The 22,739-nt window shown below is 66.6% G+C and carries 25 protein-coding genes and 1 pseudogene; 8 read left to right on the top strand and 18 right to left on the bottom strand.

All coding sequences use genetic code 11. The features are described from left to right. Positions 1–21: 21 nt before the first annotated feature. On the bottom strand, positions 22–2,445 hold the full coding sequence (gene rnr, locus LK996_RS11325) for a ribonuclease R (RefSeq protein WP_230527317.1): 2,424 nt from the start codon (positions 2,443–2,445) through the stop codon (positions 22–24). Between the two features lie 98 nt (positions 2,446–2,543). Between rnr and LK996_RS11320 the strand changes: the two genes are divergently transcribed. Then, positions 2,544–3,593 (top strand): LacI family DNA-binding transcriptional regulator, encoded by a 1,050-nt coding sequence (locus tag LK996_RS11320; RefSeq protein WP_230527563.1) that lies wholly within the window; start codon positions 2,544–2,546, stop codon positions 3,591–3,593. A 178-nt stretch (positions 3,594–3,771) separates the two neighbouring features. Here the strand turns inward: LK996_RS11320 and LK996_RS11315 are convergent, their stop codons facing one another. Next, positions 3,772–4,317 carry an outer membrane beta-barrel protein gene (locus LK996_RS11315; protein WP_230527315.1) on the bottom strand — a complete coding sequence of 182 codons (546 nt, stop codon included), beginning with the start codon at positions 4,315–4,317 and terminating at the stop codon, positions 3,772–3,774. 191 nt (positions 4,318–4,508) lie between these two features. On the opposite strand from LK996_RS11315, the gene LK996_RS11310 reads away from it, so the two are divergent. Next, the gene (locus tag LK996_RS11310) at positions 4,509–4,955 is read left to right on the top strand and encodes a hypothetical protein (RefSeq protein WP_230527313.1); all 447 of its coding nucleotides are present in this window, start codon (positions 4,509–4,511) and stop codon (positions 4,953–4,955) included. Between the two features lie 16 nt (positions 4,956–4,971). Here LK996_RS11310 and LK996_RS11305 read toward each other — a convergent pair whose 3' ends face one another. Together LK996_RS11305 and LK996_RS11300 are read right to left on the bottom strand one after the other, a co-directional pair. Next, the gene (locus LK996_RS11305) at positions 4,972–5,181 is read right to left on the bottom strand and encodes a hypothetical protein (RefSeq protein ID WP_230527311.1); all 210 of its coding nucleotides are present in this window, start codon (positions 5,179–5,181) and stop codon (positions 4,972–4,974) included. Between the two features lie 5 nt (positions 5,182–5,186). Further along, positions 5,187–6,350, bottom strand: coding sequence for an MBL fold metallo-hydrolase (locus LK996_RS11300; protein WP_230527309.1), 1,164 nt, complete (start codon positions 6,348–6,350; stop codon positions 5,187–5,189). An 85-nt stretch (positions 6,351–6,435) separates the two neighbouring features. On the opposite strand from LK996_RS11300, the gene LK996_RS11295 reads away from it, so the two are divergent. Beyond that, entirely contained in the window at positions 6,436–7,053 is a 618-nt protein-coding gene (locus tag LK996_RS11295) for a TetR/AcrR family transcriptional regulator (RefSeq protein ID WP_230527307.1), read from the top strand. Between the two features lie 6 nt (positions 7,054–7,059). Here LK996_RS11295 and LK996_RS11290 read toward each other — a convergent pair whose 3' ends face one another. Continuing rightward, the gene (locus LK996_RS11290; RefSeq protein ID WP_230527305.1) at positions 7,060–7,638 is read right to left on the bottom strand and encodes a hypothetical protein; all 579 of its coding nucleotides are present in this window, start codon (positions 7,636–7,638) and stop codon (positions 7,060–7,062) included. A 263-nt stretch (positions 7,639–7,901) separates the two neighbouring features. On the opposite strand from LK996_RS11290, the gene LK996_RS11285 reads away from it, so the two are divergent. The 3 genes from LK996_RS11285 to sugE all read left to right on the top strand — a co-directional run bounded on the left by LK996_RS11285 (position 7,902) and on the right by sugE (position 9,558). Continuing rightward, positions 7,902–8,366, top strand: a complete 465-nt coding sequence (locus tag LK996_RS11285) for a DUF4265 domain-containing protein (RefSeq protein WP_230527303.1) — start codon at positions 7,902–7,904, stop codon at positions 8,364–8,366. Between the two features lie 39 nt (positions 8,367–8,405). Beyond that, complete coding sequence (gene rlmB, locus LK996_RS11280; protein ID WP_230527301.1) at positions 8,406–9,152, top strand: 23S rRNA (guanosine(2251)-2'-O)-methyltransferase RlmB; 747 nt, start codon at positions 8,406–8,408, stop codon at positions 9,150–9,152. Between the two features lie 88 nt (positions 9,153–9,240). Continuing rightward, positions 9,241–9,558, top strand: coding sequence for a quaternary ammonium compound efflux SMR transporter SugE (gene sugE, locus LK996_RS11275; protein ID WP_230527299.1), 318 nt, complete (start codon positions 9,241–9,243; stop codon positions 9,556–9,558). 3 nt (positions 9,559–9,561) lie between these two features. On the opposite strand, the gene rnt is transcribed toward sugE, so the two are convergent. The 13 genes from rnt to LK996_RS11210 form a co-directional block, all read right to left on the bottom strand. Further along, positions 9,562–10,239, bottom strand: a complete 678-nt coding sequence (gene rnt, locus LK996_RS11270; protein WP_230527297.1) for a ribonuclease T — start codon at positions 10,237–10,239, stop codon at positions 9,562–9,564. A 9-nt stretch (positions 10,240–10,248) separates the two neighbouring features. Continuing rightward, positions 10,249–11,010, bottom strand: a complete 762-nt coding sequence (locus LK996_RS11265; RefSeq protein WP_230527295.1) for an HvfC family RiPP maturation protein — start codon at positions 11,008–11,010, stop codon at positions 10,249–10,251. Then, a complete protein-coding gene (locus tag LK996_RS11260; protein ID WP_230527293.1) occupies positions 11,003–11,827 on the bottom strand; it encodes an HvfB family MNIO-type RiPP peptide maturase in 825 nt (274 codons plus the stop codon). The genes LK996_RS11265 and LK996_RS11260 overlap by 8 nt, the downstream gene beginning before the upstream one ends. 7 nt (positions 11,828–11,834) lie before the next feature. Continuing rightward, the gene (locus LK996_RS11255; RefSeq protein WP_230527291.1) at positions 11,835–12,224 is read right to left on the bottom strand and encodes an EF-hand domain-containing protein; all 390 of its coding nucleotides are present in this window, start codon (positions 12,222–12,224) and stop codon (positions 11,835–11,837) included. A gap of 241 nt (positions 12,225–12,465) precedes the next feature. Then, complete coding sequence (phoU, locus tag LK996_RS11250) at positions 12,466–13,170, bottom strand: phosphate signaling complex protein PhoU (protein ID WP_230527290.1); 705 nt, start codon at positions 13,168–13,170, stop codon at positions 12,466–12,468. Beyond that, positions 13,170–13,985, bottom strand: a complete 816-nt coding sequence (gene pstB, locus LK996_RS11245; RefSeq protein ID WP_230527289.1) for a phosphate ABC transporter ATP-binding protein PstB — start codon at positions 13,983–13,985, stop codon at positions 13,170–13,172. Before pstB ends, phoU begins: the two co-directional genes overlap by 1 nt. Positions 13,986–14,016: 31 nt before the next feature. Then, positions 14,017–14,883, bottom strand: a complete 867-nt coding sequence (pstA, locus tag LK996_RS11240; RefSeq protein WP_230527288.1) for a phosphate ABC transporter permease PstA — start codon at positions 14,881–14,883, stop codon at positions 14,017–14,019. Beyond that, the gene (gene pstC / locus LK996_RS11235; protein ID WP_230527287.1) at positions 14,883–15,857 is read right to left on the bottom strand and encodes a phosphate ABC transporter permease subunit PstC; all 975 of its coding nucleotides are present in this window, start codon (positions 15,855–15,857) and stop codon (positions 14,883–14,885) included. The genes pstA and pstC overlap by 1 nt, the downstream gene beginning before the upstream one ends. Before the next feature lie 129 nt (positions 15,858–15,986). Beyond that, positions 15,987–16,985, bottom strand: coding sequence for a phosphate ABC transporter substrate-binding protein PstS (gene pstS / locus LK996_RS11230; protein WP_230527562.1), 999 nt, complete (start codon positions 16,983–16,985; stop codon positions 15,987–15,989). Positions 16,986–17,655: 670 nt separating this feature from the next. Beyond that, on the bottom strand, positions 17,656–18,924 hold the full coding sequence (locus LK996_RS11225; protein WP_230527285.1) for an OprO/OprP family phosphate-selective porin: 1,269 nt from the start codon (positions 18,922–18,924) through the stop codon (positions 17,656–17,658). 106 nt (positions 18,925–19,030) lie between these two features. Continuing rightward, positions 19,031–19,717 carry an endonuclease III gene (gene nth, locus LK996_RS11220; RefSeq protein ID WP_230527283.1) on the bottom strand — a complete coding sequence of 229 codons (687 nt, stop codon included), beginning with the start codon at positions 19,715–19,717 and terminating at the stop codon, positions 19,031–19,033. A gap of 3 nt (positions 19,718–19,720) precedes the next feature. Further along, entirely contained in the window at positions 19,721–20,101 is a 381-nt protein-coding gene (locus LK996_RS11215; protein WP_230527281.1) for a hypothetical protein, read from the bottom strand. Positions 20,102–20,103: 2 nt separating this feature from the next. Continuing rightward, positions 20,104–20,886, bottom strand: coding sequence for an enoyl-CoA hydratase/isomerase family protein (locus LK996_RS11210; protein WP_230527280.1), 783 nt, complete (start codon positions 20,884–20,886; stop codon positions 20,104–20,106). 202 nt (positions 20,887–21,088) lie between these two features. On the opposite strand from LK996_RS11210, the gene LK996_RS11205 reads away from it, so the two are divergent. Both LK996_RS11205 and LK996_RS11195 read left to right on the top strand, forming a co-directional pair. Next, entirely contained in the window at positions 21,089–21,784 is a 696-nt protein-coding gene (locus LK996_RS11205) for an FKBP-type peptidyl-prolyl cis-trans isomerase N-terminal domain-containing protein (protein ID WP_230527279.1), read from the top strand. Between the two features lie 98 nt (positions 21,785–21,882). Further along, a pseudogene (locus LK996_RS11195) lies at positions 21,883–22,727 on the top strand (NUDIX hydrolase). Positions 22,728–22,739 lie beyond the last annotated feature (12 nt).

Genomic DNA, 22,739 nt, shown 5'->3' with positions numbered 1-22,739 from the left:
TCGACTGGATTTCGGCGCTTTTTAGTACGGCATCTTCGTCCGCTTCGCCGGCTTCCCGCGCACGGGCAGCGGCTTCGCGCCACGCTCTTCCACCAGGCGGAAATCGATCCGCCGATCCTCGACGCTCGCCTTGAGCACGATGATCTCCACGCGATCGCCCAGCCGGAATTCGCGCGCGGTGCGTTCGCCGGTGAGCGTCTTGCGGATCGGATCGAAGTGATAGTAGTCGTTCGGCAGCTGCGTCACGTGCACGAGGCCGTTGACCTTCGATTCGTCGAGTTCGATGAACAGGCCGAAGCTGGTCACGCCGCTGACGGTGCCGCCGAACTGGCCGCCGACGTGCTGCTCCATCCACGCGGCGCGGTAGCGTTCGTCGACTTCGCGCTCGGCTTCGTCGGCGCGGCGTTCGCGCTCGGAGCACTGCAGCGCCAGCGCGGCCATCTCGTGTTCGCTGTACTTGAAGTTGATCGCGTTGCCGCCCGCGAGCGCATGCTTGATCGCGCGATGCAGCAGCAGGTCGGGGTAGCGGCGGATCGGCGAGGTGAAGTGCCCGTAGGCCTCCAGCGCGAGGCCGAAGTGACCGAGGTTCTCGTGCGCGTACACCGCGAGCGCCTGGCTGCGCAGCAGCACCGATTCCAGCAGCGCGGCGTCGGGCCGTTCGCGGATCTTGCGCAGCAACGCGGTGAAGTCGCGCGGCTGCACCTTGTCCCACGTCGGCATCTTGAGCTTGAACTCCTTCAGGAATTCGAGCAGGTCGGTGTACTTCTGTTCCGGCGGCTTGTCGTGGATGCGGAAGGGCGCGGGGATCTTCTTCTTCAGCACGAACTTCGCGGCTTCCACGTTCGCCGCGATCATGCATTCCTCGATCAGCATGTGCGCGTCGTTGCGCTGGAGCATGCCGGCCTGCACGACTTCGTTGCCCGGGCCGAGGACGAAGCGCACTTCCGAGGACTCGAACTCGATCGCGCCGCGCTTTTCGCGCGCGCGCTTGAGGATCTGGTAGAGCTGGTGCAGGCGTTCGACCTGCGGCATGAGGCCGCCGATCACCTGCAGTGCGTCTTCGCGGTCTTCGGGCAGGGCATCGCCGCCCACCGCGTTCCACACTTGCGTGTAGGTCAGGCGCGCGTGCGAGTTCATCACCGCTTCGTAGAACTTCGAGCGCGTGACCTGGCCTTCGCGATCGATGTGCATGTCGCACACGAAGCACAGGCGATCGACCTTCGGGTTGAGCGAGCAGATGCCGTTGGACAGCGTCTCCGGCAGCATCGGGACGACGAAGCCGGGGAAGTACACGGACGTGGCGCGCAGCTGCGCTTCGTCGTCGAGCGGCGTGCCGGGGACGACGTAATGCGAGACGTCGGCGATGGCGACGATGAGGCGGAAACCATCGCGCGTCGGCTCCGCGTACACCGCATCGTCGAAGTCCTTCGCGTCTTCGCCGTCGATGGTGACCAGCGGCAGCGCGCGGAGGTCGACGCGGCCCTGGATCATCGATTCGTCGACGACCAGCGGCACGGCCGTCGCCTGGTCGAGCACCGCCTGCGGGAATTCGTGCGGCAATTCGTGCGCGTGGATCGCGGCTTCGACCGCGAGCGACGCGGTGAGGCGATCGCCGAGCACGGTGAGCACCTTGCCGATCGGTGGGCGCGAGCGGTCGGGCGCCTGGATCAACTCGGCGACGACGAGCTGGCCTGGCTTCGCATCGCCCGATTCCCCCGGCGGGATCAGCACGTTGCGCTGGATGCGGCGATCGTCGGGCACGACGTAACCGATGCCCGCTTCGACCGTGTAGCGGCCGAGCAGGCGATTGATGCGACGTTCGAGCACTTCGACGATCGCGCCTTCGCGACGACCGCGGCGATCCATGCCGGTGACCGACGCGAGCACGCGATCGCCGTGCATCACCTTGCGCATCTCGGAAGGCGGCAGGAACAAGTCGTCGCCGCCGCCCTTGTCGGGGCGCAGGAAACCGAAGCCGTCGGGGTTTGCAATTACGACGCCTGGCACGAGGTCCAGGCGTTCGGCGGGCATGTAGGCGCCGTTGCGGTTTTGATGCACCTGGCCGTCGCGGACCATCGCGTTGAGGCGCTTGGTGAGCGCGTCGAAGCGATCGGGTTCGGTCAGCGCGAGCTTGCCGGCGAGCGCATCGATGTCCATCGGGCCTTCGTTGGCCTCGAGGATGCGCAGCAGCATTTCTCGGCTGGCGATGGGTTGTTCGTAACGCGCGGCTTCGCGCGCGAAGTTCGGGTCGCGGTGCGGCGCGGGGCGCGGCGTCGACTTCGGGCCACCGCTGCTGCGCACTGGCGCGCCGCGCATGCCCGGCGGCGGCGGGGCCGGCATCCAGCCCGGGCGCTTCGCGGCCTTGTGTTTCGGGCCCCCCTTCGCGGGGGGTGCATTCTTCTTCGGGGGCTTGCCGCCACCGCGCTTGCTCGGGAATTTGGCCATGCGCGCATGGTCGCATGCCTGTTCATGTCGGCGCCGTCAACGACAGCGTGACCGGCCGGCCTTCACACGAAGGCCGCGCCTCTGCCATGCTCGGACCGATGCGCAAGAAGACCAAGGCCACCTCCGTCGACATCGCCTACCGCGCCGGCGTTTCGCAGGCGACGGTGTCGCGCGTGTTGCGCGGCAGCCCGCTGGTCAACATCGAAACGCGCAAGCGCGTGGAAGCCGTCGCGCGCGAACTCAACTACAAGGTCGACCGCCACGCATCGAGCCTGCGCACGCAACGCGCGGGTTGCATCGCGTTGCTGCTGTTCGAGGATCCGACGCCCGACGAGTCGCACATCAACCCGTTCTTCCTGTCGATGCTCGGCTCGATCACGCGTGCGTGCGCCAAGCATGGGCAGGACTTGCTCGTGAGCTTCCAGCAACTGAGCGACGACTGGCACGCCGATTACGAGAACAGCATGAAGGCCGACGGCCTGATCCTGCTCGGATACGGCGATTACCTGCTGTACCAGAGCACGCTCGATCGGTTGGTGGAGCAGGGCACGCACTTCGTGCGCTGGGGTGCGGTGTTGCCGGGGCAGCCCGGTGTGTCGATCGGCTGCGACAACTTCCACGGCGGGCAGCTGGTCGGCGAACACTTGTTTGCGCTGGGGCGTCGCAAGGTCGCGTTCCTCGGTGATGCGTCGAGCCGCTATCCGGAGTTCTTCGCGCGCTATCGCGGGTGCGGCGTCGCGCTGCACGACCTGGGCGTGCAGGTCGATCCTGCGTTGCAGGTCGATGCGGAGAGTTCGGAGGATGCGGGATATACCGCGGCGCGCACGTTGCTGGATCGTGGGGTGCCGTTCGATGCGGTGTTCGCGGCGAGCGACCTGATCGCGGTCGGCGCGATGCGTGCATTGGCCGAGCGCGGCCTGCGCGTTCCCGACGATGTCTCGGTCGTGGGCTTCGACGACATTCCCATGGCGCGATTCGCCAATCCCGCGCTGACGACGGTCTACCAGAACACGCAACGCGCGGGCGAGTTGCTCGTCGATTCGCTGCTGCGGCAGATCCGCGACGAACCCGTCGAGAGCCAGATGATTCCCGCGAGCCTGATCGTGCGGAAATCGAGCGGCGAAGTGCCGGAGCCGTCGGAAGAATAGGCGCAACCAGCCGGCGCACATCCACGAACATCATCGAACCGGCAGACCCTGCGGGCTTTGCGCCGGTCCGAGGGGAGCGGAACGGCGCGGATGATGCGGACACCACCTAGGGGGAGGGAGTGGGTGTCTGGCATTGAGGCGGGATGACCCGCCGACTGGTTGCTTTAGCTGTGTTCGATCAGAAGTCGAACCTGATCTGGAGTTGCGCGAGGTCCGTATCAAGGTCCTCGATCTCGAATCGGCTGTATTCGCCGCGCACGGCCCACTGATCGTTCAGGCGGTACTGCACGCCGACGCCGTAGGTCGGGTCGGTGCCGCTGTCGTCGCGGCTGCCGGTGAGGCCGGGCATCGCCTGGTCGAGGTTCCAGCGATGGAAGCCGGCCTTGGCGTACGCGGAGAACTGCGAGGTGATCGGCACGATGCCGACCGCGGTGAGATACGCGGTGTCGCCTTCGAAGCTCGGCGCACCCGCGACGTTCGATTCGATCTCGCCGAAATCGGCGTAACCGCCCTCGAGCGCGAAATACGGGTTGAACTGGTAACCGCCGAACGCGGAGAACGCGGTGTCTTCGTCGTCGAAGGCCCCTTCGTCCACGAACGACTCGCCGACGCCGGCGCCCGCATACCAACCCTTGTCATTGCTGTCCTGCGCCTGCGCGCCCAATGCGGTAGCGCCGAAGACGGCGGCGAGCAGAACGGAAGAAATCAACTTGGTCTTGCGCATGGAAACTCGATCCTTGGGGGGAGGGTCGCGGTCTTTCGCCGCTGACCGCCGCGCGGGTCCCGGGCCCGATGCCCGGGGCTGCCGCTACGTGCCGTCCCTTTGTATGACCGCGATTGCCGCGGACAATGTCGCGAATCGGCGACAGTCAGTCCCGGATACGGGACAGTGATGAATGCGCTAGGCTGGTTGACATGCACAGATGGTGGTTGCTCGCATCGCTTGCCTTTTCGCTCGTTGCATTCGCGGGCGACGAACCCGCGCACACGGCGCCTCTCGATGTCCGCAACTTCCTCGTGAAGCAAGGTTGCGACGAAGTCGTCGACTTCTACTCCGAGCAGGACGTCGTCGGGCAGCCTTACGTCTACGGCATCGGTTCGTTGATCGATGAGGGACCGCTCATGCGCGACTTCACGTTCGTCGCCTGGTGCGTGCGCGACCACGATTACCAAGTGGTCGCCGACCTGGGTGGACGTGCATGGCCCGGCGGTTGCCGCTTTCCGATTCGGGGGTTCGATTTCGCCGGAAGCCTGACGATCACCGACTCGGGGCGCGGCATCCTGATCCGATCGGAGCGCGACGGACTGGTCGTCACGATCCGGTGCGATGCGGGCCAGTGGGTTCGGCAAGCCTCCGACTGACGTCCTTCCCGCGCGCTTAGTAATAAACCGGCGACAGCAGGAAGCGGCCGGTCGGATCGAAGATCCGCAGGCGAGGCGCGCAATCGCAGCGCTGGCCCAGCGGGCAGCCGCATTCGCGTACGCGGGGTGCGAGCGCGACGTTCGCCGGCAGCACGATGGCGCTCGCTCGCGCCGGCGACGCGTGGGCCGGCGCCTTCTTCGGCTTGCTGACGCGAACGGCGGCCACGGCGCTCATCCCTGCTCACCCACTGCGATGACCGCGGGCGACGCGTTCGCTGCTTCGACATCGCGCCACCAACGCGTCGCGACGCGCGGCGCCGACAGATCCAGGCGTTCGCCCATGCGCGGCGTCGCGAGCGGGATGCCGCGCGCTTCGCTCAACGCGAGCACGCGTTCGAACGGCTCGTGCCAGCTGTGCATCGCGAGATCGAACGTGCCGTTGTGCACCGGCATCAACCAGCGACCACGCAGGTCTTCGTGCGCCTGCACGGTGTGCTCGGGCTGCATGTGCACGTACGGCCATTGCGCGTCGTAGGCGCCGGTTTCGATCATGGTCACGTCGAACGGTCCGAAGCGACGCCCGATTTCCTTGAACCCGTCGAAGTAACCGGTGTCGCCGCTGAAGAACAGGCGCGTGTCGCCGTCGACGATCACCCACGAGGCCCACAGCGTCTTGTTGCCGTCGAACACGCCGCGCCCGGAGAAGTGCTGCGCCGGCGTGGCGGTGAACTGGATGCCGTCGATCGTCGTGCCTTCCCACCAATCGAACTGGCGGACCTTCGATGCATCCACGCCCCACGCGATCAGGCGATCGCCGACGCCGAGCGGCGTGAGGAAGACATCGGTGGTCTTCGCCAATGCAAGCACCGTGTCGCGGTCGAGATGATCGTAATGGTCATGCGAGAGCAGCACGCCGCGCAGCGGCGGCAAGTCTGCGAGCGCGATCGGGGGCGCGTGGAAACGCTTCGGCCCCATCCATTGCACGGGCGACGCGCGCTCGGCGAACACGGGATCGGTGATCCAGAAGTCGCCGCGCAGTTTGATCAGCATCGTCGAATGGCCGAGGCGGAACAGGCTGCGATCGGGCGCCGCTTCGAGCTCGGCGCGCGTGAGCGTGTCCACGGGAATGGGTGCCGTCGGCACGGTGGTCTTCGGCTTGTTGAGAAGGACGTTCCAGAGGATCCCGAGCGTCTTGGCCAGGCCATCGGCGGGCTTCGGGGCTGGGTTGCGGAAGCGGCCGTCCGCGGCTTGCGGGGAGTTGGCATAGCCGGCGACGGGCAGGTTGGTCTTGGCGGCGGAGAGCAGGCAGGCGGTCACGAGAAGGGCTCCGGACAAGAGGAGGACGCGCCTAACCCATTGAAATCCGGGGGAGAAAGGCCGGGTGCGTCGGTGCATGGGCTGAATGGTGGCTCAGGAAGTACACGACACAGTGTAGTTCCTGATCCAGAAAAGTAAACCCACTGGTGTAAACTTTTTTGCCATGAACACGCAGCCCGCCCCGACCCGCCTGACCGACCGCAAACGCGAGGCGATCCTCGATGCCGCCGTGGCCGAGTTCCGCCAGGCCGGCTACGAGGCGACGAGCATGGATCGCGTCGCCGAGCGCGCCGGGGTTTCCAAGCGCACGGTCTACAACCACTTCGAGAGCAAGGAAGCACTGTTCGCGCAGATCCTCGAAAAGTTGTGGGATCGCAGCGCCGAGGGACGCGAGCTCGTCTACAACGCCGACCGCCCGCTGCGCGATCAGCTCATGGACCTGGTGATGCAGAAGCTGCGCTCGCTGGACGACACCAACTTCCTCGATCTCGCACGCGTCGCCATCGCCGCCGGCATCCATTCGCCGGAACGCGCACGCGAAATGGTCGCGCGCATGAACCAGCGCGAAGAAAGCCTCACCATCTGGATCCGCGCCGCCGCCGCGGACGGGCGCCTGAAAACGAACGACCCGGTGTTCGCGTCGACGCAGATGCAGGGGCTGGTGAAGAGCTTCGCGTTCTGGCCGCAGATCTCGATGGGACAGCCGCCGCTGGGCGACGAAGCGCAGAAGAAGGTCGCCGAAGGCGCGGTCGATATGTTCCTCGCCTGCTACGGCAAGTAAGCACCGCTACTCGACGCGCTCACCTTCGAAGCCCAGGTGCCGCGCAAGCCTGCGCACGCCGCGTTCGTTCGCCCGCCATGCGCGCGCTTCCAGTTGGTCGGAGACCATCGTGGCATCCATGCGCCACGTTTCGTTGCGCCAGTTGGTCATGTAGAACTCGCCGCTGCCCGCCTTGAGCATCGCGGCCAGGTCGACGTCGGAGAAGTGCGGCGTACCGTAAGGATGCGTGTGCGCGAGTGCGAACAGGCGGAAGCCCGCCGCGCGATACGCCTCGAACAAGGGCGCCGTCGCGACCTTGCGCACGTTGCGTCCGCCTTTCCCCGGCGTGAGATAGCCCCAGCCTTCGCCGACCTGCACGATCGCGGTGATGTATTCGGCGCGTCGAAGTTCGTGATAACGCCGGCCGAAGCATTTCGCTGCTTCGGCGCGCGTGGCGAAGCCCGCCAGTTCGACTTCGATCGTCCTCGGCACGCGCGTGCTTCGCGGATGCGACGTGGCGACCGTCGCCAACGTCGGCTCGAAGCGCGGTACATCGAGATCGCATGGATCGGCGCATGCGATGCCTGCCGCCGACAACATTGCCACGCACCACGCGCTTCCTTTCGCCACGATCGCGTCCATCCCGTTCGGAGGGACGGCATTGCAGCGGTTCGGTGCGCGTGCAGGGTGCGGCGCGCGGCGTCAGTGCGGTGGTGTTGATTCGCAGATGTCGCCTGAAAGGTCGCGAGACGTCAGCACGGCGAAGCCTCGTCCGCAATCGCAGACGAATGCCGAACTTGCAGAGGAGTTGGTATCGCACGATCTGCGCAAAATGCTGGAACTGCCGCCGACGGGAAGGACTGCCTGCCGTGATCGCAAAGGTTTGCTTCAGGATCGAACAGGACGAGGGGTTTCCGCCGATTCGCGTCGAGCAACTCGACGCGACGGCGCTGCCGGACGGGCACTTCCGATTGGAGAGCGGGCCGTGCTTCGCGGAAGGCGTCGCGTACCACGACATCGTGGAAGCGTTGCCGACGAGCGTGCCGGGTCAACATGCGTTCGTTCGTGTCGTCGAGCGATCGGGGTTCGTCTCCGTGTCCATCATCCTGCTGGACGACGATGTCGAAGGCCGGGTGATGGACGTGCTGCGTGGAAAGGATTGCGTCATCGAACAGGCGACGTTCGCCAGCTATCGCGTTGTCGCGGTTGGTGTCCCGCCGCAGACCGTGTACGCGCCGCTCATCGCGCAGCTTGGCGAGCTTGCCGACCGGGACCTGATCAGCCTGATCGAGATTGCGCTCGGCGCCCGGGACGAGCTGAGGGAAGGGGCGTAGCCGGAAGCTTCGGGTCGCATCAGGCACAATGCGCCCCCTATGAACAAATCCGCCCAATGGATCGCCGGCATCAACGCCGTCGCCTCCGCCATCGAGCACGACGCCGAGCACGTGCGTGAAATCCTGCTCGAGGCCGGTGCCAAGAACCCGCGCATTGCCGAGATCGAGGCCAACGCGCGCCGGGTGGGCATCGAAGTCCGTCGCGTCGCGACCAACGCGCTCGACGGCGTCGCGGGCGGGCTCCGCCACCAGGGCGCGGTCGCGCGCTATGCCGCGGCGAAGACCTGGGACGAAGACGAACTCGCCGGCCTCGTCGAAGCCGCCGAAGGCAAGGCCCTCGTGCTGGTCCTCGACGGCGTGCAGGATCCGCACAACCTCGGCGCATGCCTGCGCAGCGCCGCCGCTGCCGCGGTCACCGCGGTCGTGATCCCGAAGGACAAGGCGGTGCAGGTCAACGCCACCGTGCGCAAGACCTCCGCGGGCGCGGCCGACAGCATTCCCGTCGTGCGCGTCACCAATCTCGCGCGCTGCCTGCGCGACCTGCAGCAGCAGGGCGTGTGGATCTACGGGCTCGCGGGCGAAGCCGATGCGTCGCTGTATTCGATCGACCTCAAGGGCAACGTCGCGCTCGTGCTAGGCGGTGAAGCCGACGGGCTGCGTCGTTTGACGCGCGAGCATTGCGACCAGCTGGTGCGCATCCCGATGCCGGGCGAGTTCGAGAGCCTCAACGTGTCGGTCGCCACCGGCGTTGCGTTGTTCGAAGCGGTGCGGCAGCGCATCGCGTAGTAAACTGCCCGTCCATCACGGGAAGTGGGGACGACCCCACCGCTCCATTCGCATCCGGGGACGGCCCCAATCGCAATGGGAGCGTGTCATGCCCTGGATCGTGCTTGTCCTCGCGGGTCTGTTCGAGATCGGTTGGGCCATCGGCCTGAAGTACACCGACGGCTTCACGAAGTTGTGGCCCACGGTGGGCACCCTCGTGTCCATGGTGATCAGCCTCGGCTTGCTCGGCATCGCGATGAAGTCGCTGCCGGTCGGCACGGCTTACGCGGTGTGGGTCGGTGTCGGCGCCGTCGGCACGGCGATCCTCGGGATCGTGTTGCTCGGTGAACCGTCGAACGCGGGGCGACTCGTCAGCCTCGGGCTGATCATCGCGGGTATCGTCGGGTTGAAGCTCGCTTCGCCGTAACGGTTACGCCTGCGTGCCGGGCAACGCCGGCGTCGCGAAGCGATCGCTCCACGCGTTCGCCACCTTGCAGAACAACGCCGCCGTCTTCTCCGCGTCGTACACGGCGGAGTGCGCTTCTTCGCTGTTCCAGTCCATGCCCGCGGCCTGCACGGCGCGGGCGAGCACGGTTTGTCCGAACGCCACGCCGCCCAGCGTCACCGTGTCGAACACGCTGAAGGGATGGAACGGATTGCGCTTGTGTTGCGTGCGCGCGACCGCGGCGTTGAGGAAGTTGAGGTCGAAGTGCGCGTTGTGGCCGACGAGGATCGCGCGCTGGCAGTTGTGCTTGCGCACGGCGGCGCGCACCGCGGCGAAGACGTGGTCGAGGCCTTCCTTCTCGTGCTTGGCGAGGCGGAAGGGATGGTCGAGCACGATGCCGGTGATCTCCAGCGACTTCGGATCGATGTCCAGGCCGGGCGCGGGAATGAAGTGCGCGCTCGCGCCTTCGCCGGGGATGTAGCGGCCTTGTTCGTCGAGGTCGATCGGCACGACCGCGAGTTCGAGCAGCGCGTGCTTCTGCCAGTCGAATCCGCCGGTTTCCACGTCGACGACCACGGGCAGGTACCCGCGGAAGCGTTCGTTCATGCGTTTGAAAAGCGGCGCGTCGCTCGCGGCGACGGTCGGGGTTTCGGCCTGCGTCATCGCGACAGCCTAGCAGCGCGGTGCGGTTCCGAGGAGGACGGCATCGAGGCGCAGCTGCTGGAACTGTCGGGCGCCGTCGCGGAGGAAGGCGGCGCGGTCCGGTGCGGCCGCTTCGTCGGCCAGGGTTTCGAGGACTTCGCGGCCGGTGGCGTCCGCCGCTTCCAGCAGTTGGAGGAGGCGGAAGGTCAGCGGCGAGAGTTCGGAGAAGTGGACGTCGCCCGCGGGATCGCGGCGGACCAGCAGGAGGGTCGGATGGTCCGGTGGCGCGTCGGGTTGGTGGTCGGGGCCGATGCGGTGGACGGGCCAGGCGTAGGCGACGGGGCGGGCGTGCGGGGAGAGCAGCGGTGTGCCGTCGAGGAGGTCACCGTCGGGGTCGTGTGCGGGGAGCGGGTCGTCGGAGATCGAGACGGCAAGTTCGAGGTATTCGTAGTGCGCGAGTTCGGGGAGCCACGCGGGCCAGGATTCACGCGTGCGCGGTAATGACGGCGCACCGAGGTAATCGACGAACTCGGCGCCGACTTCGGTGAACAACGGCGTCGCGCACCGATGCGTCGCGTAGAACGCGCGCACGAGGTCGCGCCACGCTTCTTCGCCGAGCGTCTGCTTGATCACCGGGAATTTGGAGGCGAGCAAGCCTTCGAGGCTGTTGAACAGCAGATCGCGATACACCGCGAGGCGCCGTTCTTCGATGCCCGTGGGCGCGGCGTGGTGCACCGGGTCGCGCAGGTGCGCAGTGAATGCGAATTGCTGGTCGCGCAACGTGTCAGACATGGCGGCGCTGCACTTCGCGGATGCGTTCGACTTCGCCCAGCAACACGTCGAACGGCGGGAAGTTGAAGTCACGTTCGAGCAACGTGGGTCGCACGCCGTGCAGTACGTACGCATGGTCGAGCAGCGCCCACACGTCGTCCTTCACCGGCGCGCCGTGCGTGTCGATCTTCAGGTCGTCGGTTTCGTCGAAGTGGCCGGCGATGTGGTACTGCGCGACGCGCGCACTCGGCATTTGCGCGAGGAACGCGCGTGCGTCGTAACCGTGGTTGATCGCGTTGACGTAGACGTTGTTGACGTCGAGCAGCAGGTCGCAGTCGGCCGCATCGAGCACGGCGTTGACGAAGTCCGCCTCGTCGAGCGCACGGTTCGGCGCTGCGTAGTAACTGACGTTCTCGATCGCGATGCGGCGGCCGAGCCGATCCTGCACCGCCTTGATGCGGTCGGACACATGGCGCACGGCCTCAACGGTAAATGGAATCGGCAGCAGGTCGTAGAGCTGCCCGTCGTCGCTGCAATAACTCAAGTGTTCGCTGTAACTGCCGACCGCATGGCGATCGAGAAACGCACCGACGCGATCGACGAACGCGACGTCGAGCGCCGCGGGTCCGCCGAGCGACAGCGACAACCCGTGGCACGTGATCGGATGGCGCGCAGCGAGCGAGTCGAACGCATCGCCCAGGCGTCCGCCGACGCCGATCCAGTTTTCCGGTGCGCATTCGAGGAAATCGAACGCGCCCGATGGTGCGTCCTGCAGCGCGCCCAGGAGGGCGCGCCGCAGGCCGAGTCCCGCGCTGGCGTCGGCGAGGGGACGTTGCATCGGGCGATCAGGTCTCGCTGGCGCCGCCCATGTGTTCCTTGAGCTCATCGGCGGTGAGCACGCCGTCCTTGTTGGCGTCGTGGCCGTCGAAGTTCCCGCCGCCGTCCGCGTGCGCCGCGGTGTACTCGGCCTTGGTGATCTTGCCGTCCTTGTCGGCGTCCATGTGGTCCATGCCGCACTTGCCTTCGGACTTCATCTTCTCGTCGCCGGCCGCGGTCTTCTGTTCGGCGGCCATCTTGTCCTTGTGCTCCGCGCCGCACGAGCCCTCGGCCACGGCCGAGGCGGATGCCATGTAACCGGAAGCGAGCGGATGCATCGCGAACGACGAACCCGTCAGCACGAGGCCGCCCGCGAGCGCGGCGCCGAGGACGAGGGGGGATTTCATCTTGCTGGACATACGCATCTCCATGACGCGGCGTGGCCGCAGGGGGTGGAAGCGGGGCAATGATGCCTGAGTGGGGCTTCCGGGCGGAGATACGGGGGGGGGGGGGGGGGGGATGCAGGCTCCAAGGCGGGGAAACGGGAAACAAGAAGCGGGAAACGGGAAATCAGTCTTCACTTCGGCCGAAAGCCCACCGGCCGAAGCAGCGCCAACCTCCCGTTTCCCGCTCTTCGTTTCCCGTTTCCCGCTGTTCGTTTCACGCACTATTCGTCGCATCCCGCTTCTCGCGAGGCGGCAGCTGGTCCTCGCCATGCACCAGGAACCAGACGTTCTCCGCGATGTTGGTCGCGTGGTCGCCGATGCGTTCGAGGTTCTTGGCCATGAACAGCAGGTGCGTGCACGGGGTGATCGCGCGCGCGTCTTCCATCATGTAGGTCAGCAGTTCGCGGAAAAGGCCGGTGTAGAGCGTGTCGAGTTCGGCGTCGCGGGCGCGCACGCGCTGGGCGAGGTCGGCGTCGTTGTCGCGGTAGGCGACGAGGACGTCGCGCACCTGTTCCAGTGCGAGGCGGCCGAGTGCGTCGAGGCCGCGCGTGTGCGGCAGCGGCGGCGACAGGTTCAGCGCGGTCGAACGCTTGGCGACGTTGGCGGCGTAGTCGCCGATGCGTTCGAGGTCCGCGGCGACCTTGAGCGCGGCGAGGATCGTGCGCAGGTCGCGCGCGAGCGGGCCGCGCAGGGCGAGCTTCATCACGCCGTGGTCGACCTCGCGTTCGAGTGCGTCGATCGCTTCGTCGTTGGCGATGATGCGCTCGGCGGCCTTGTCGTCGCGGCGTTCCACCACGTCGAGCGCGGCTTCGAGCTGCGACGCGGCGATCGCGCCCATGCGCAGGATCTCCTCGAGCAGGCGATGCTGTTCTTCGTCGTAGCTCTTGACGATGTGGTCGTGCATGGTCGTGGTTGCCATTAGCCGAAGCGCCCCGTGATGTAGTCCTCGGTCTGCTGCTTCGAGGGATTGGAGAAGATGGTTTCGGTCGTGTCGTGTTCGACCAGGTCGCCCAGGTACATGAAGGCGGTGTAGTCGGACACGCGCGCGGCCTGCTGCATGTTGTGGGTGACGATGACGATCGTGTAGCGCTGCTTGAGTTCCTCGACCAGCTGCTCGATGCGGCTGGTGGAGATCGGGTCGAGCGCGGAGGTCGGTTCGTCGAGCAGCAGCACGTCGGGACGCAGGGCCACGGCGCGCGCGATGCACAGGCGCTGCTGCTGGCCGCCGGAGAGGCCCAGCGCGCTCTGCTTGAGCTTGTCCTTCACTTCGTCCCACAGCGCGGCCTGGCGCAGCGCTTCTTCCACGCGCGCGTCCATGTCGGACTTCGACAGGCGTTCGTGGTGGCGGATGCCATAGGCGACGTTCTCGAAGATCGTCATCGGGAACGGGACCGGCTTCTGGAACACCATGCCGACCTTGCTGCGCAGGCGGTTGAGCGGGTACTTCGGATCCAGCACGTTCTGCCCGTCGAGCAACACTTCGCCGGAGGCGACCTGCCTGGGGTACAGCGCGTAGATGCGGTTGAACACGCGCAGCAGCGTCGACTTGCCGCAGCCCGACGGTCCGATCAGCGCGGTGACGCGGCGCTCGGGGACGTCGAGGTGGATGTTCTTCACCGCATGGAACTTGTCGTAATGGAAGTTCAACCCGCGCGCGGCGAGCTTGATCGGTGCGTCCATGGCGTTGCCGGTGTCGCGCATGGGCGTTGCGACGGCGATGCGGGCGTCATTCATGGCAGGTGTCTTCTGGAAAACGGTCATGGGATCAGTCGTGGACGATGCGCGACCTGGCGACGATGGCGCGTGCCGCCAGCGAGATGAGGAGGACGAACAGGGTGAGCACGAAGGCGCCGGCCCAGGCGAGCGTGTGCCAGGCTTCGAACGGGCTCATCGCGTACTGGAAGATCACCACCGGCACGTTCGCCATCGGCTGCGACAGGTCGGTCGTCCAGTACTGGTTGTTGAGTGCGGTAAACAACAGCGGCGCGGTTTCGCCGGAAATGCGGGCCAGCGCGAGCAGGATGCCGGTGACGATGCCGGGCAACGAGGCGCGATAGAGCACCTGCATCGTGACCTTCCACTGCGGCACGCCGAGCGAGAGCGCGGCTTCGCGCATCTGCGCGGGCACCAGGCGCAGCATCTCGTCCGTCGTGCGCACGACGACCGGCAACACGATGAAGGCCAGCGCGACCGCACCGGCGAACGCGGAGAAGTGGCCCATCGGCGCGACCACGAGCGTGTACACGAACAGGCCGAGCACGATCGACGGCGCCGACAGCAGGATGTCGTTGACGAAGCGGATCGTTTCGCCGAGGCCCGCGGTCCAGCGGGTGCGGGCGAACTCCGCGAGATACGTGCCGGCGAGCACGCCGATCGGCGCACCGAACAACACGCCGAGCAGGCTCATCGCGATGCTGCCGAAGATCGCGTTGAGCATGCCGCCGTCGTCGCCGGGGGGCGGCGTCATCTTGGTGAAGAGGTCGAGATCGAGCGCCGCCAAGCCATTGGTCAGCGTCGTGTAGACGATCCACGCGAGCCAGAACAGGCCGAACAGCGTCGCCAGCGTGGCGAGCACCTGCGCGAACACGTTCGTCGCGCGGCGCATGTTGTAGAGCGCGTCGGTGGAGAGCATCAGTTGCCTTCCTTGCGCGAAAGCTGGCGGAGCATCAGGCGGGCGATGGTCAACACGGTGAAGGTCACGAGGAAGAGGACGAAGCCGAGTGCGATCAGCGAGGAGCGGTACATCTCCGAATCGGCTTCGGCGAATTCGTTGGCGATGGTCGCCGCGATCGAGTTGCCCGGCATCAGCAGCGACGTGGTGAGTTCATGCGCGTTGCCGAGCACGAAGGTCACTGCCATCGTTTCGCCGAGCGCGCGGCCGAGGCCGAGGAAGATGCCGCCGATCACCGCCGAGCGCGTGTAGGGCAGCACCACGTCCCACACCACTTCCCAGCGCGTCGAACCCAGCGCATACGCCGATTCCTTCAAACGCCCCGGCACGGTGAGGAACACTTCGCGCATCACCGATGCGATGAAGGGAATGACCATGATCGCGAGCACCAGGCCCGCGGTGCCCATGCCGAGGCCCAGCGGCGGACCGGCGAAGAACTGGCCGACGATCGGCCACTGGCCCATGTGTTCGTCGACCCACGGATACACGTGTTCGGAGAGCACGGGGACGAGCACGAACAAGCCCCACATGCCGTAGATGATCGAAGGAATGCCGGCGAGCAGTTCGATCGCCGCGCCGACCGGGCCGCGCAACCACTTCGGCGCGATCTCGGTGAGGAACATCGCAATGCCGAAGCTGACCGGCACGGCGATGATCATCGCGAGGATCGCGGTGACGACGGTGCCGTAGATCGGCACGAGCGCGCCGAACACCTGGTTGACCGGATCCCACGCGTCGGTCCACAGGAACTCCAGGCCGAACTTCTCGAACGCGAGACGGCCGCCCCACAACATCGACAGCGCGGCGGCGACGAGCGAGACGAGCACGAACACGCCGGCCGTACCGACGACCCACGCGAAGGTGCGGTCGTTGCGCACGTCGCGCGAGGAACGATCGTCGGTGATGGGTTGCGAAGGGAGGACGGTGGAGTTCATGGCGATAGCGTGTGGCAGTTCCGTGACACGCAAATGACAGGGCCGGAGGTTTCAAATGTCCGGGCAAAAAGAACGCGGGCTTGCGGCCCGCGTTCCGGTGATCGTCCCCGGGGAGGGGTGGGGATGCGATCAGTACTTCAGGTTCTGCTGCCAGTAGGCTTCGATCTGCTGCACGAGCGCGTCGGGCAGCGGGACGTAGTCGAGCTTCGTCGCCGCGGCGTCGCCGTTCGCGTACGCCCACTCGAAGAACTGCTTCGCGTTCTTCGCGCCTTCGGCGTTCTTCGGCTGCTTGTACATGAGGATGAAGTTGGTTGCGGTGATCGGCCAGGACTGCTCGCCCGGCGCGTTCGTCATCACCAGGTAGAAGTCCTTCGCGTTGGCCCATTCGGCGCTCGCGGCGGCGGCCTGGAAGCTGTCGTTGCTCGGCATGACGAAGTTGCCCGCGGCGTTCTTCATGCGCGAGTAGGTCATCTTGTTCTGCAGCGCGTAGGACATCTCGACGTAGCCGATGCCGCCCTGGATCTGCTTGACGTATGCGGCGACGCCTTCGTTGCCCTTGCCGCCGATGCCGGTCGGCCACTTCACGGCGGTGCCTTCGCCGACCGACGACTTCCACTCCGGGCTGACCTTGGAGAGGAAGTTGACGAAGTTGAACGTGGTGCCCGAACCGTCGGAGCGGTGCACGATCGTGATCTTCTTCGCCGGCAGCTTGATGCCGCCGTTGAGTTCGGCGATGCGCGGGTCGTTCCACATCTTGACCTTGCCGAGGAAGATGTCGGCCAGCAGCGGACCGTCGAGCTTCATCGCACCGGCCTGCACGCCCGGCAGGTTGATCACCGGCACGACGCCGCCAAGCACCGAGGGGAACTGCGCCAGGCCGAACTTCGCGAGTTCTTCCGGCTTCAGCGGCGCGTCCGACGAACCGAAGTCGACGGTGCCGGCCTTGATCTGCGCAATGCCGCCGCCCGAACCGATCGACTGGTAGTTGACCTTCTTCTGCGACGCGGCGGCGTAGTCGGCCGACCACTTCGACATGATGGGATACACGAACGACGCGCCCGCGCCGGTCACGTCGGCGGCATGGGCGGACGCGGCGAAACCGCCGGCAAGGACGAGCGCCAGCGACAGCGCGGTGGTGCGGAGCGGAGCGAAGTAGGACACGGGTGTCTCCTGGAGGGATGTGCACGGGCGCAACGCGGCCCGGATGCGTGCATTGCATAACGGTTGCGTGACACTCCGATGTTCGGCGTATGACACTCGCGTGACACGGTTGGAAAGCGCAGGTATCGCGCGGAGTAGAAGGGCGGAGGGGTGTGCATGCGTGCATGGCCCTCCGCCGGTCCTGGCAAGACCATCCATGGCCAGCCAAAGACCGGGCGCACGGCCATCCTGGCCGTGCTCTACGGGCCATCCACGCATGCACACCCCTCCTCACTCCCGCATCGTTACCTGCGCTTCTCCAACCTTTCCAAGTCAAAAGCGCAACACCAGCTTTTCGCTGTTCGCCGTTGCCGTTCGCTTCGAACGGTGGGAGGAATGGGGGCGCGGGAGGGGAGGTGAGGCACGGCGCGTGCACGCCTATGTACCCCCGAGCAAAACCAGGAGGGTTTTGCGCACGGTCTTTGGCTGGCCATGGATGGCGCTTGCCAGGACCGGCGGGGGTACATAGGCGTGCACGCGCCATGCCGTCGTTCAAACACCCGCGCCCCCATTCCCCCCGTCGCCGTCGAAACAAAAGGAGAGGGCGCGATCTTGCGATCGCGCCCTCCGGGGGGCCAATCCGTTTTTCCCGTGCGGCTTACCAGTAGAACTGGAGGCGCGCTTCGAGGATGTTGGGGTTGTCGTCCACGACGCGGTTGAAGGCGACGCCGTTGTTGATCGGGTCGTTCGCGTACGTCGCGCTGGTGGTGCCGATGTACTTCGAGCTGTCGACCATCACGTAGTTCAGCATGAACTTGAAGTTCGAGCGCCAGTACCAGTTCACGCCGAGCGTCCAGGCATCCATCTCGCCGCCGAGCGCGCCGAGGATGCGCGGGCTCTGGCCTTCGCGCGGGACGATCGTGCCGTCGTTGAGGTCGGCCGTGTCGTAGCGCAGGCCCAGCTGCCACATGCCCTTCGACGGATCCGTCGGCAGGCCGGTGGTCGGCGTGCCGCCCTTGTAGCCCCAGGTTTCGCCGGTGATGTTCCAGAGGCCCGAGATGTAGCCGGCCGAGCCGCTGAAGTTGGTGGCGGTCGTGCCGTAGCGCTCGGTGTCGGACGACATGTACTCGCCCTGGATCTTGAACGGGCCGTGCACGTAGAACGATTCCAGGCCCCACGTCTGCACGCGGTCGGTGTTCTTCATGTCGCCGGTGTCGACGATGCGGTTCGACAGGTCGGCCTGCGGGCGGATGCGCCAGCGCTGCGTGTCGGCGAACGTGTCGTAGTCGTTGTACGACGCGCCGATGTGGAAAATGTTGCCGCCGGAATTCACCGGGGCCCAGTAACCGCGCAGGCCCCAACCCGGGCCGTGCGGCGTCGGCGCCGGATGTTCGGTCAGTTCACGCGTGAAGTAGCTGGCCGCGATCGCCCAGTTGTTGTCGCCGTACTGGTACATCGCGCCGAGGCGGCGCGCGACGCCGAAGGTGTTGGTGACGGCGGCCTTGGAGATGAAATCGTTGTTCTTCGTCGACGACAGTTCTTCGAGCGAGTTCAGCTGCTTGTACTGGCCGACCTGGAAGAAGTGGTTGGCGTTGCCGCTGATCTTGTACTTGACGTTGACGTCGAGCCACTTGTCGGCCTTCGCGTCGTAGCCGGTGACCCACTCGATGTTGCCCGGGCCCTTGCCCTTGAGCACGAGTTCGGCGCGGCGCATTTCGTAGTCGGCATCGCTGCCGTCGGGACCGTCGGCGCTCAGTTCGGCGAAGTCTTCGTCGTACCAGTACGAGTCGGCCTGCACGAGGCCTTCGAAGGTGACTTCCGAATCGCCGATCACGTCGATGGCGACCTGCGCGTGCGCGGCCGGGGCGGCGAGATAGCCGATCGCGCCGAGCAGCGCGAGAGTCAGGGTGCTGCGGGTGAGGTTCATGGCAAGGCCCTTTTGGGCGGTAGTGGGCGAACGCCGCGCAGGTTAGGGCGTGAATCTTTCGTTATTGTGACAAGTTTCGTCCGCATGACATTGCGAAGACGGCTGGTCACACGTCGTCATCGACCGTCTTGTGCGGATATCGGCACAGATCCCGAATCGGGCAGGCGGGGCAACGCGGCTTGCGCGCGATGCAGGTGTAGCGGCCGTGCAGGATCAACCAGTGGTGCGCGTCGTGCAGGAATTCGGCGGGCACCACGTGCACGAGGTTGTCTTCGACTTCGCGGACATCCTTGCCGGGCGCCAGGCCGGTACGGTTGGCGACGCGGAAGATGTGCGTGTCGACCGCCATCGTCGGTTCGCCGAACGCGGTGTTGAGCACGACGTTCGCGGTCTTGCGGCCGACGCCGGGCAGCGCTTCGAGCGCTTCGCGCGTGCGCGGCACCTGACCGTCGTGTTCCGCGAGCAACTGTTCGCTCAGGGCAATCACGTTGGCGGCCTTCGCGTTGAACAGGCCGATCGTCGAAATGTAGCGCTTGAGCTTTTCGACGCCGAGCTTCGCGATCGCCTGCGGCGTGTTGGCGACGGGGAACAGCTTGCGCGTGGCCTTGTTCACGCCGACGTCGGTCGCCTGCGCGGAGAGCACGACCGCGACGAGGAGTTCGAACGGGGTCGAGTACTCGAGTTCGGTCGTTGGTTTCGGGTTGAGCTCGCGCAGGCGACCGAACAGCTCGGCGATCTGCGCGCGGGTGAGTTTGCTGCGACGCCGACGCGTCGCCTTCTTCGCGACGGGCACGCGCTACTCCGGCTTGCGTTGCGCGGCGCGCGCCTTCGCGCGTTCGAGCGCGGCGGCCGCGGCGGGCGGAAGCGCGGGCGCGCCGGTCGGCGCCTGCACGGGGGCGCGCTTCGCATCGCGCTCGCGTTGCAGGCGTGCGAGGCGCAGCGCGCGATCGCGATGGCGCTCGCGCGCGGCCAGGGCGCGGCGTCGGTCGTCGCGCGCGTGTGCGAGCGCTTCGCGGCAAGCGGGTGCGCATGTGCTGCACGCGATGTCGTCGAGCAGGCCGAGGTCGATCGCGCGATCGAGGTCGTCGTCGCGCAACGCCGCGTTGATGCGATGCGCGGCGTCGCCTTCCGGCGACGCGCACGCACAGGCGGGGCAGGGTTGCGTCCCCGCTTGCATCATCACTTTCCGGCGAACGACGGCTTGCGGCGTTCGAGGAACGCGGTCGTGCCTTCGCGCATGTCCTGCGTGGAGAACATCAGGCCGAACTGCGCGCTCTCGTATTCCAGGCCTTCCTCGATGCCGCACTCGCCGCCAACGTTGATGCAGTCGAGGATGCCGCGCAGTGCGAGCGGGGCGGCGTTGGCGAGTTGTTCCGCGAGCGCCATCGTCTGCGCTTCGAGTTCGGCGGCGGGCACGACGCGATTGACGATGCCCAGCTGCATCGCGCGTGCGGCGTCGATCGGCGCGCCGGCGAGGCAGAGTTCGAGCGTCGCCGCGCGACCGGCGAGGCGCAGCAGGCGCTGCGTGCCGCCGAAGCCGGGGATCAGGCCGAGGTTGATCTCGGGCTGGCCGACCTTCGCGGTGTCGGAGGCGATGCGCAGGTGGCAGCACATCGCGAGTTCGAGACCGCCGCCGAGCGCGAAGCCGTTGACCATCGCGATCACGGGCTTCGGCATCGTTTCGACGAAGCGCATCATGCGCGTGCCGCGCTGCGAGAAGTCGCGGCCTTCGACGGGCGTGAGCCCGTTCATCTCGGCGATGTCGGCGCCGGCGACGAACGCCTTGGGGCCGCTGCCGGTGAGCACGACCACGCGCACGGCGGGGTCTGCGGCCGCTTCTCGGAAGGCTGCATGCAACGCATCGAGCGTGGCCGCGTTCAAGGCGTTCAGCTTGTCGGGGCGATTGACGGTGATCACGCGCACGGCGCCGCGATCGGCGGTGAGCAGGACGGGGTCTGACATGCTATTCGGGCTCTGTATGGGGGCGAAACCGGCAGTGCGTAACCGGCTGTAGGAGGCGCTCGTCGGGGGGTTGGAACTTCGCTGGCGAAGCGCGGTCGGAGGGCTGCGGTCGTCAGTGGCGATTCAGCGCCCCCGCCGTTATCCTAGCGCGCCCTTCCGGGACAGACGGTCGGGCAATCCCATTCCAAGAGGTGTGTTCCGAATGAAGTTGCGTCTGCTTGCCGCGTCCGTCGCGGCCCTGACCCTGGCGATGGGTTTCGCCCACGCCCAGGACACCACGAGCGAGAAGGGCAAGCTCAGTTACTACTTCGGCTACCGCTTCGGCAGCGATCTCGCTGCGAGCGGCGAGCAGGTCGACCTCGCGGTGGTCTACAAGGCCCTGCAGGACGCCTACGCCAAGAAGCCGCCGACCGTCGCCGAGAAGGACCTGGCCCCGGCCGTCGAAGCCATGCAGAAGCGCCAGAAGGCCAAGATGGACAAGGCCAAGTCTGACTTCGACAAGCTTTCGACCGACAACAAGGCGAAGTCCGACCAGTTCCTGGCCGCCAACAAGGCCAAGGCCGGCGTGAAGACCCTGCCGAGCGGCGTGCAGTACCGCGTCATCGAAGCGGGCTCGGGCGCCAAGCCCACCACCGCCAGCACCGTCGACCTCGAAGTCGCCGGTCCGTTCGGCCTGAACCAGCGTCCCGCCACGGCCCCGGCCGCCGAGAAGCTGACGGGCATCAAGATGAGCGAAGTCGAGATGCGCGGCATGCGCGAAGCGCTGCAGCAGATGCCGGCCGGTTCGAAGTGGGAGATCGTGCTCCCGCCGGACCAGGGTTTCGGCGCCGATCCGCGCAGCCCGTTCCCGCCGAATGTCGCGGTCGTGTTCGACGTCAAGCTCGTCAACGTCAAGTAATCGCGATCCACCCATCGCGATCACGCAACATCGAGAACGCCGGCCCCGCGCCGGCGTTCTCTTTTTCGGCGCACGCATTCCTGCAAGACTCCACACCGATGTATTCCCCCACGTTCCGCCCCGTCCTCTCTCCCTGCGTCGGTGTGTGCCGGCTCGACGAACAAGGCGTGCTTTGCCTTGGTTGTCGCCGCACGACCGCGGAGATCGCGCGCTGGGGCCAGATGAGCGACGACGAACGCCTGCGCATGATGGAAGTCGTGCTGCCGATGCGTGAGTCGCTCGCCGAACAATGACCGGCGGCGTCGACCTGATGCACCTGCGCGCGGTGCTGCATCCGGTGGATGCGCCGCCGACCGGGCCCGGCTGGAACCACGCCGACCTCGATGGCCTGTTGCCCGATGCACCGTTGCGCGAAGCCGCGGTGCTGGTCGGTCTCGTCACGCGAGTCGAGGGCTGGCAGGTGTTGCTCACGCGGCGCACCGATGCGCTGCGCCATCACGCGGGCCAGGTGAGTTTCCCCGGCGGTCGCGTCGAACCGGGCGACCGCGACGCGATCGATGCCGCGCTGCGCGAAAGCCACGAGGAGATCGGCCTGGTCGCATCGCAGGCCGCGCCGATCGGCTTCCTCGATCCGTTGTGCACGATCACCGGCTTCCGCGTGTTGCCGCTGGTGGCGATGGTCGACCCGGAGTTCGTGCCGCAGCCCGATCCGGGCGAAGTGGCGGAAGTCTTCGAGGTTCCGCTCGCCTACCTCCTCGACCCGGCAAACCTCAACGCATCGCAGGTCGACACCATCCTCGGGCGCCCGATCCCCGGCGGGCGGCCGCGCACCGTGCTGGAATTCGTGGATAGGGGTAACCCGCGACAGCGGATCTGGGGCGCGACCGCGTCGATCCTGTACAACCTGCGCGAACGCATCGCCGCCGCGAGCGGCACACCATAGGACACTCGGGCC

The organism is Noviluteimonas lactosilytica (assembly GCF_020866925.1).
Taxonomy (GTDB): domain Bacteria; phylum Pseudomonadota; class Gammaproteobacteria; order Xanthomonadales; family Xanthomonadaceae; genus Noviluteimonas; species Noviluteimonas lactosilytica.
This window is presented reverse-complemented; position numbering and strand designations above follow the sequence as displayed.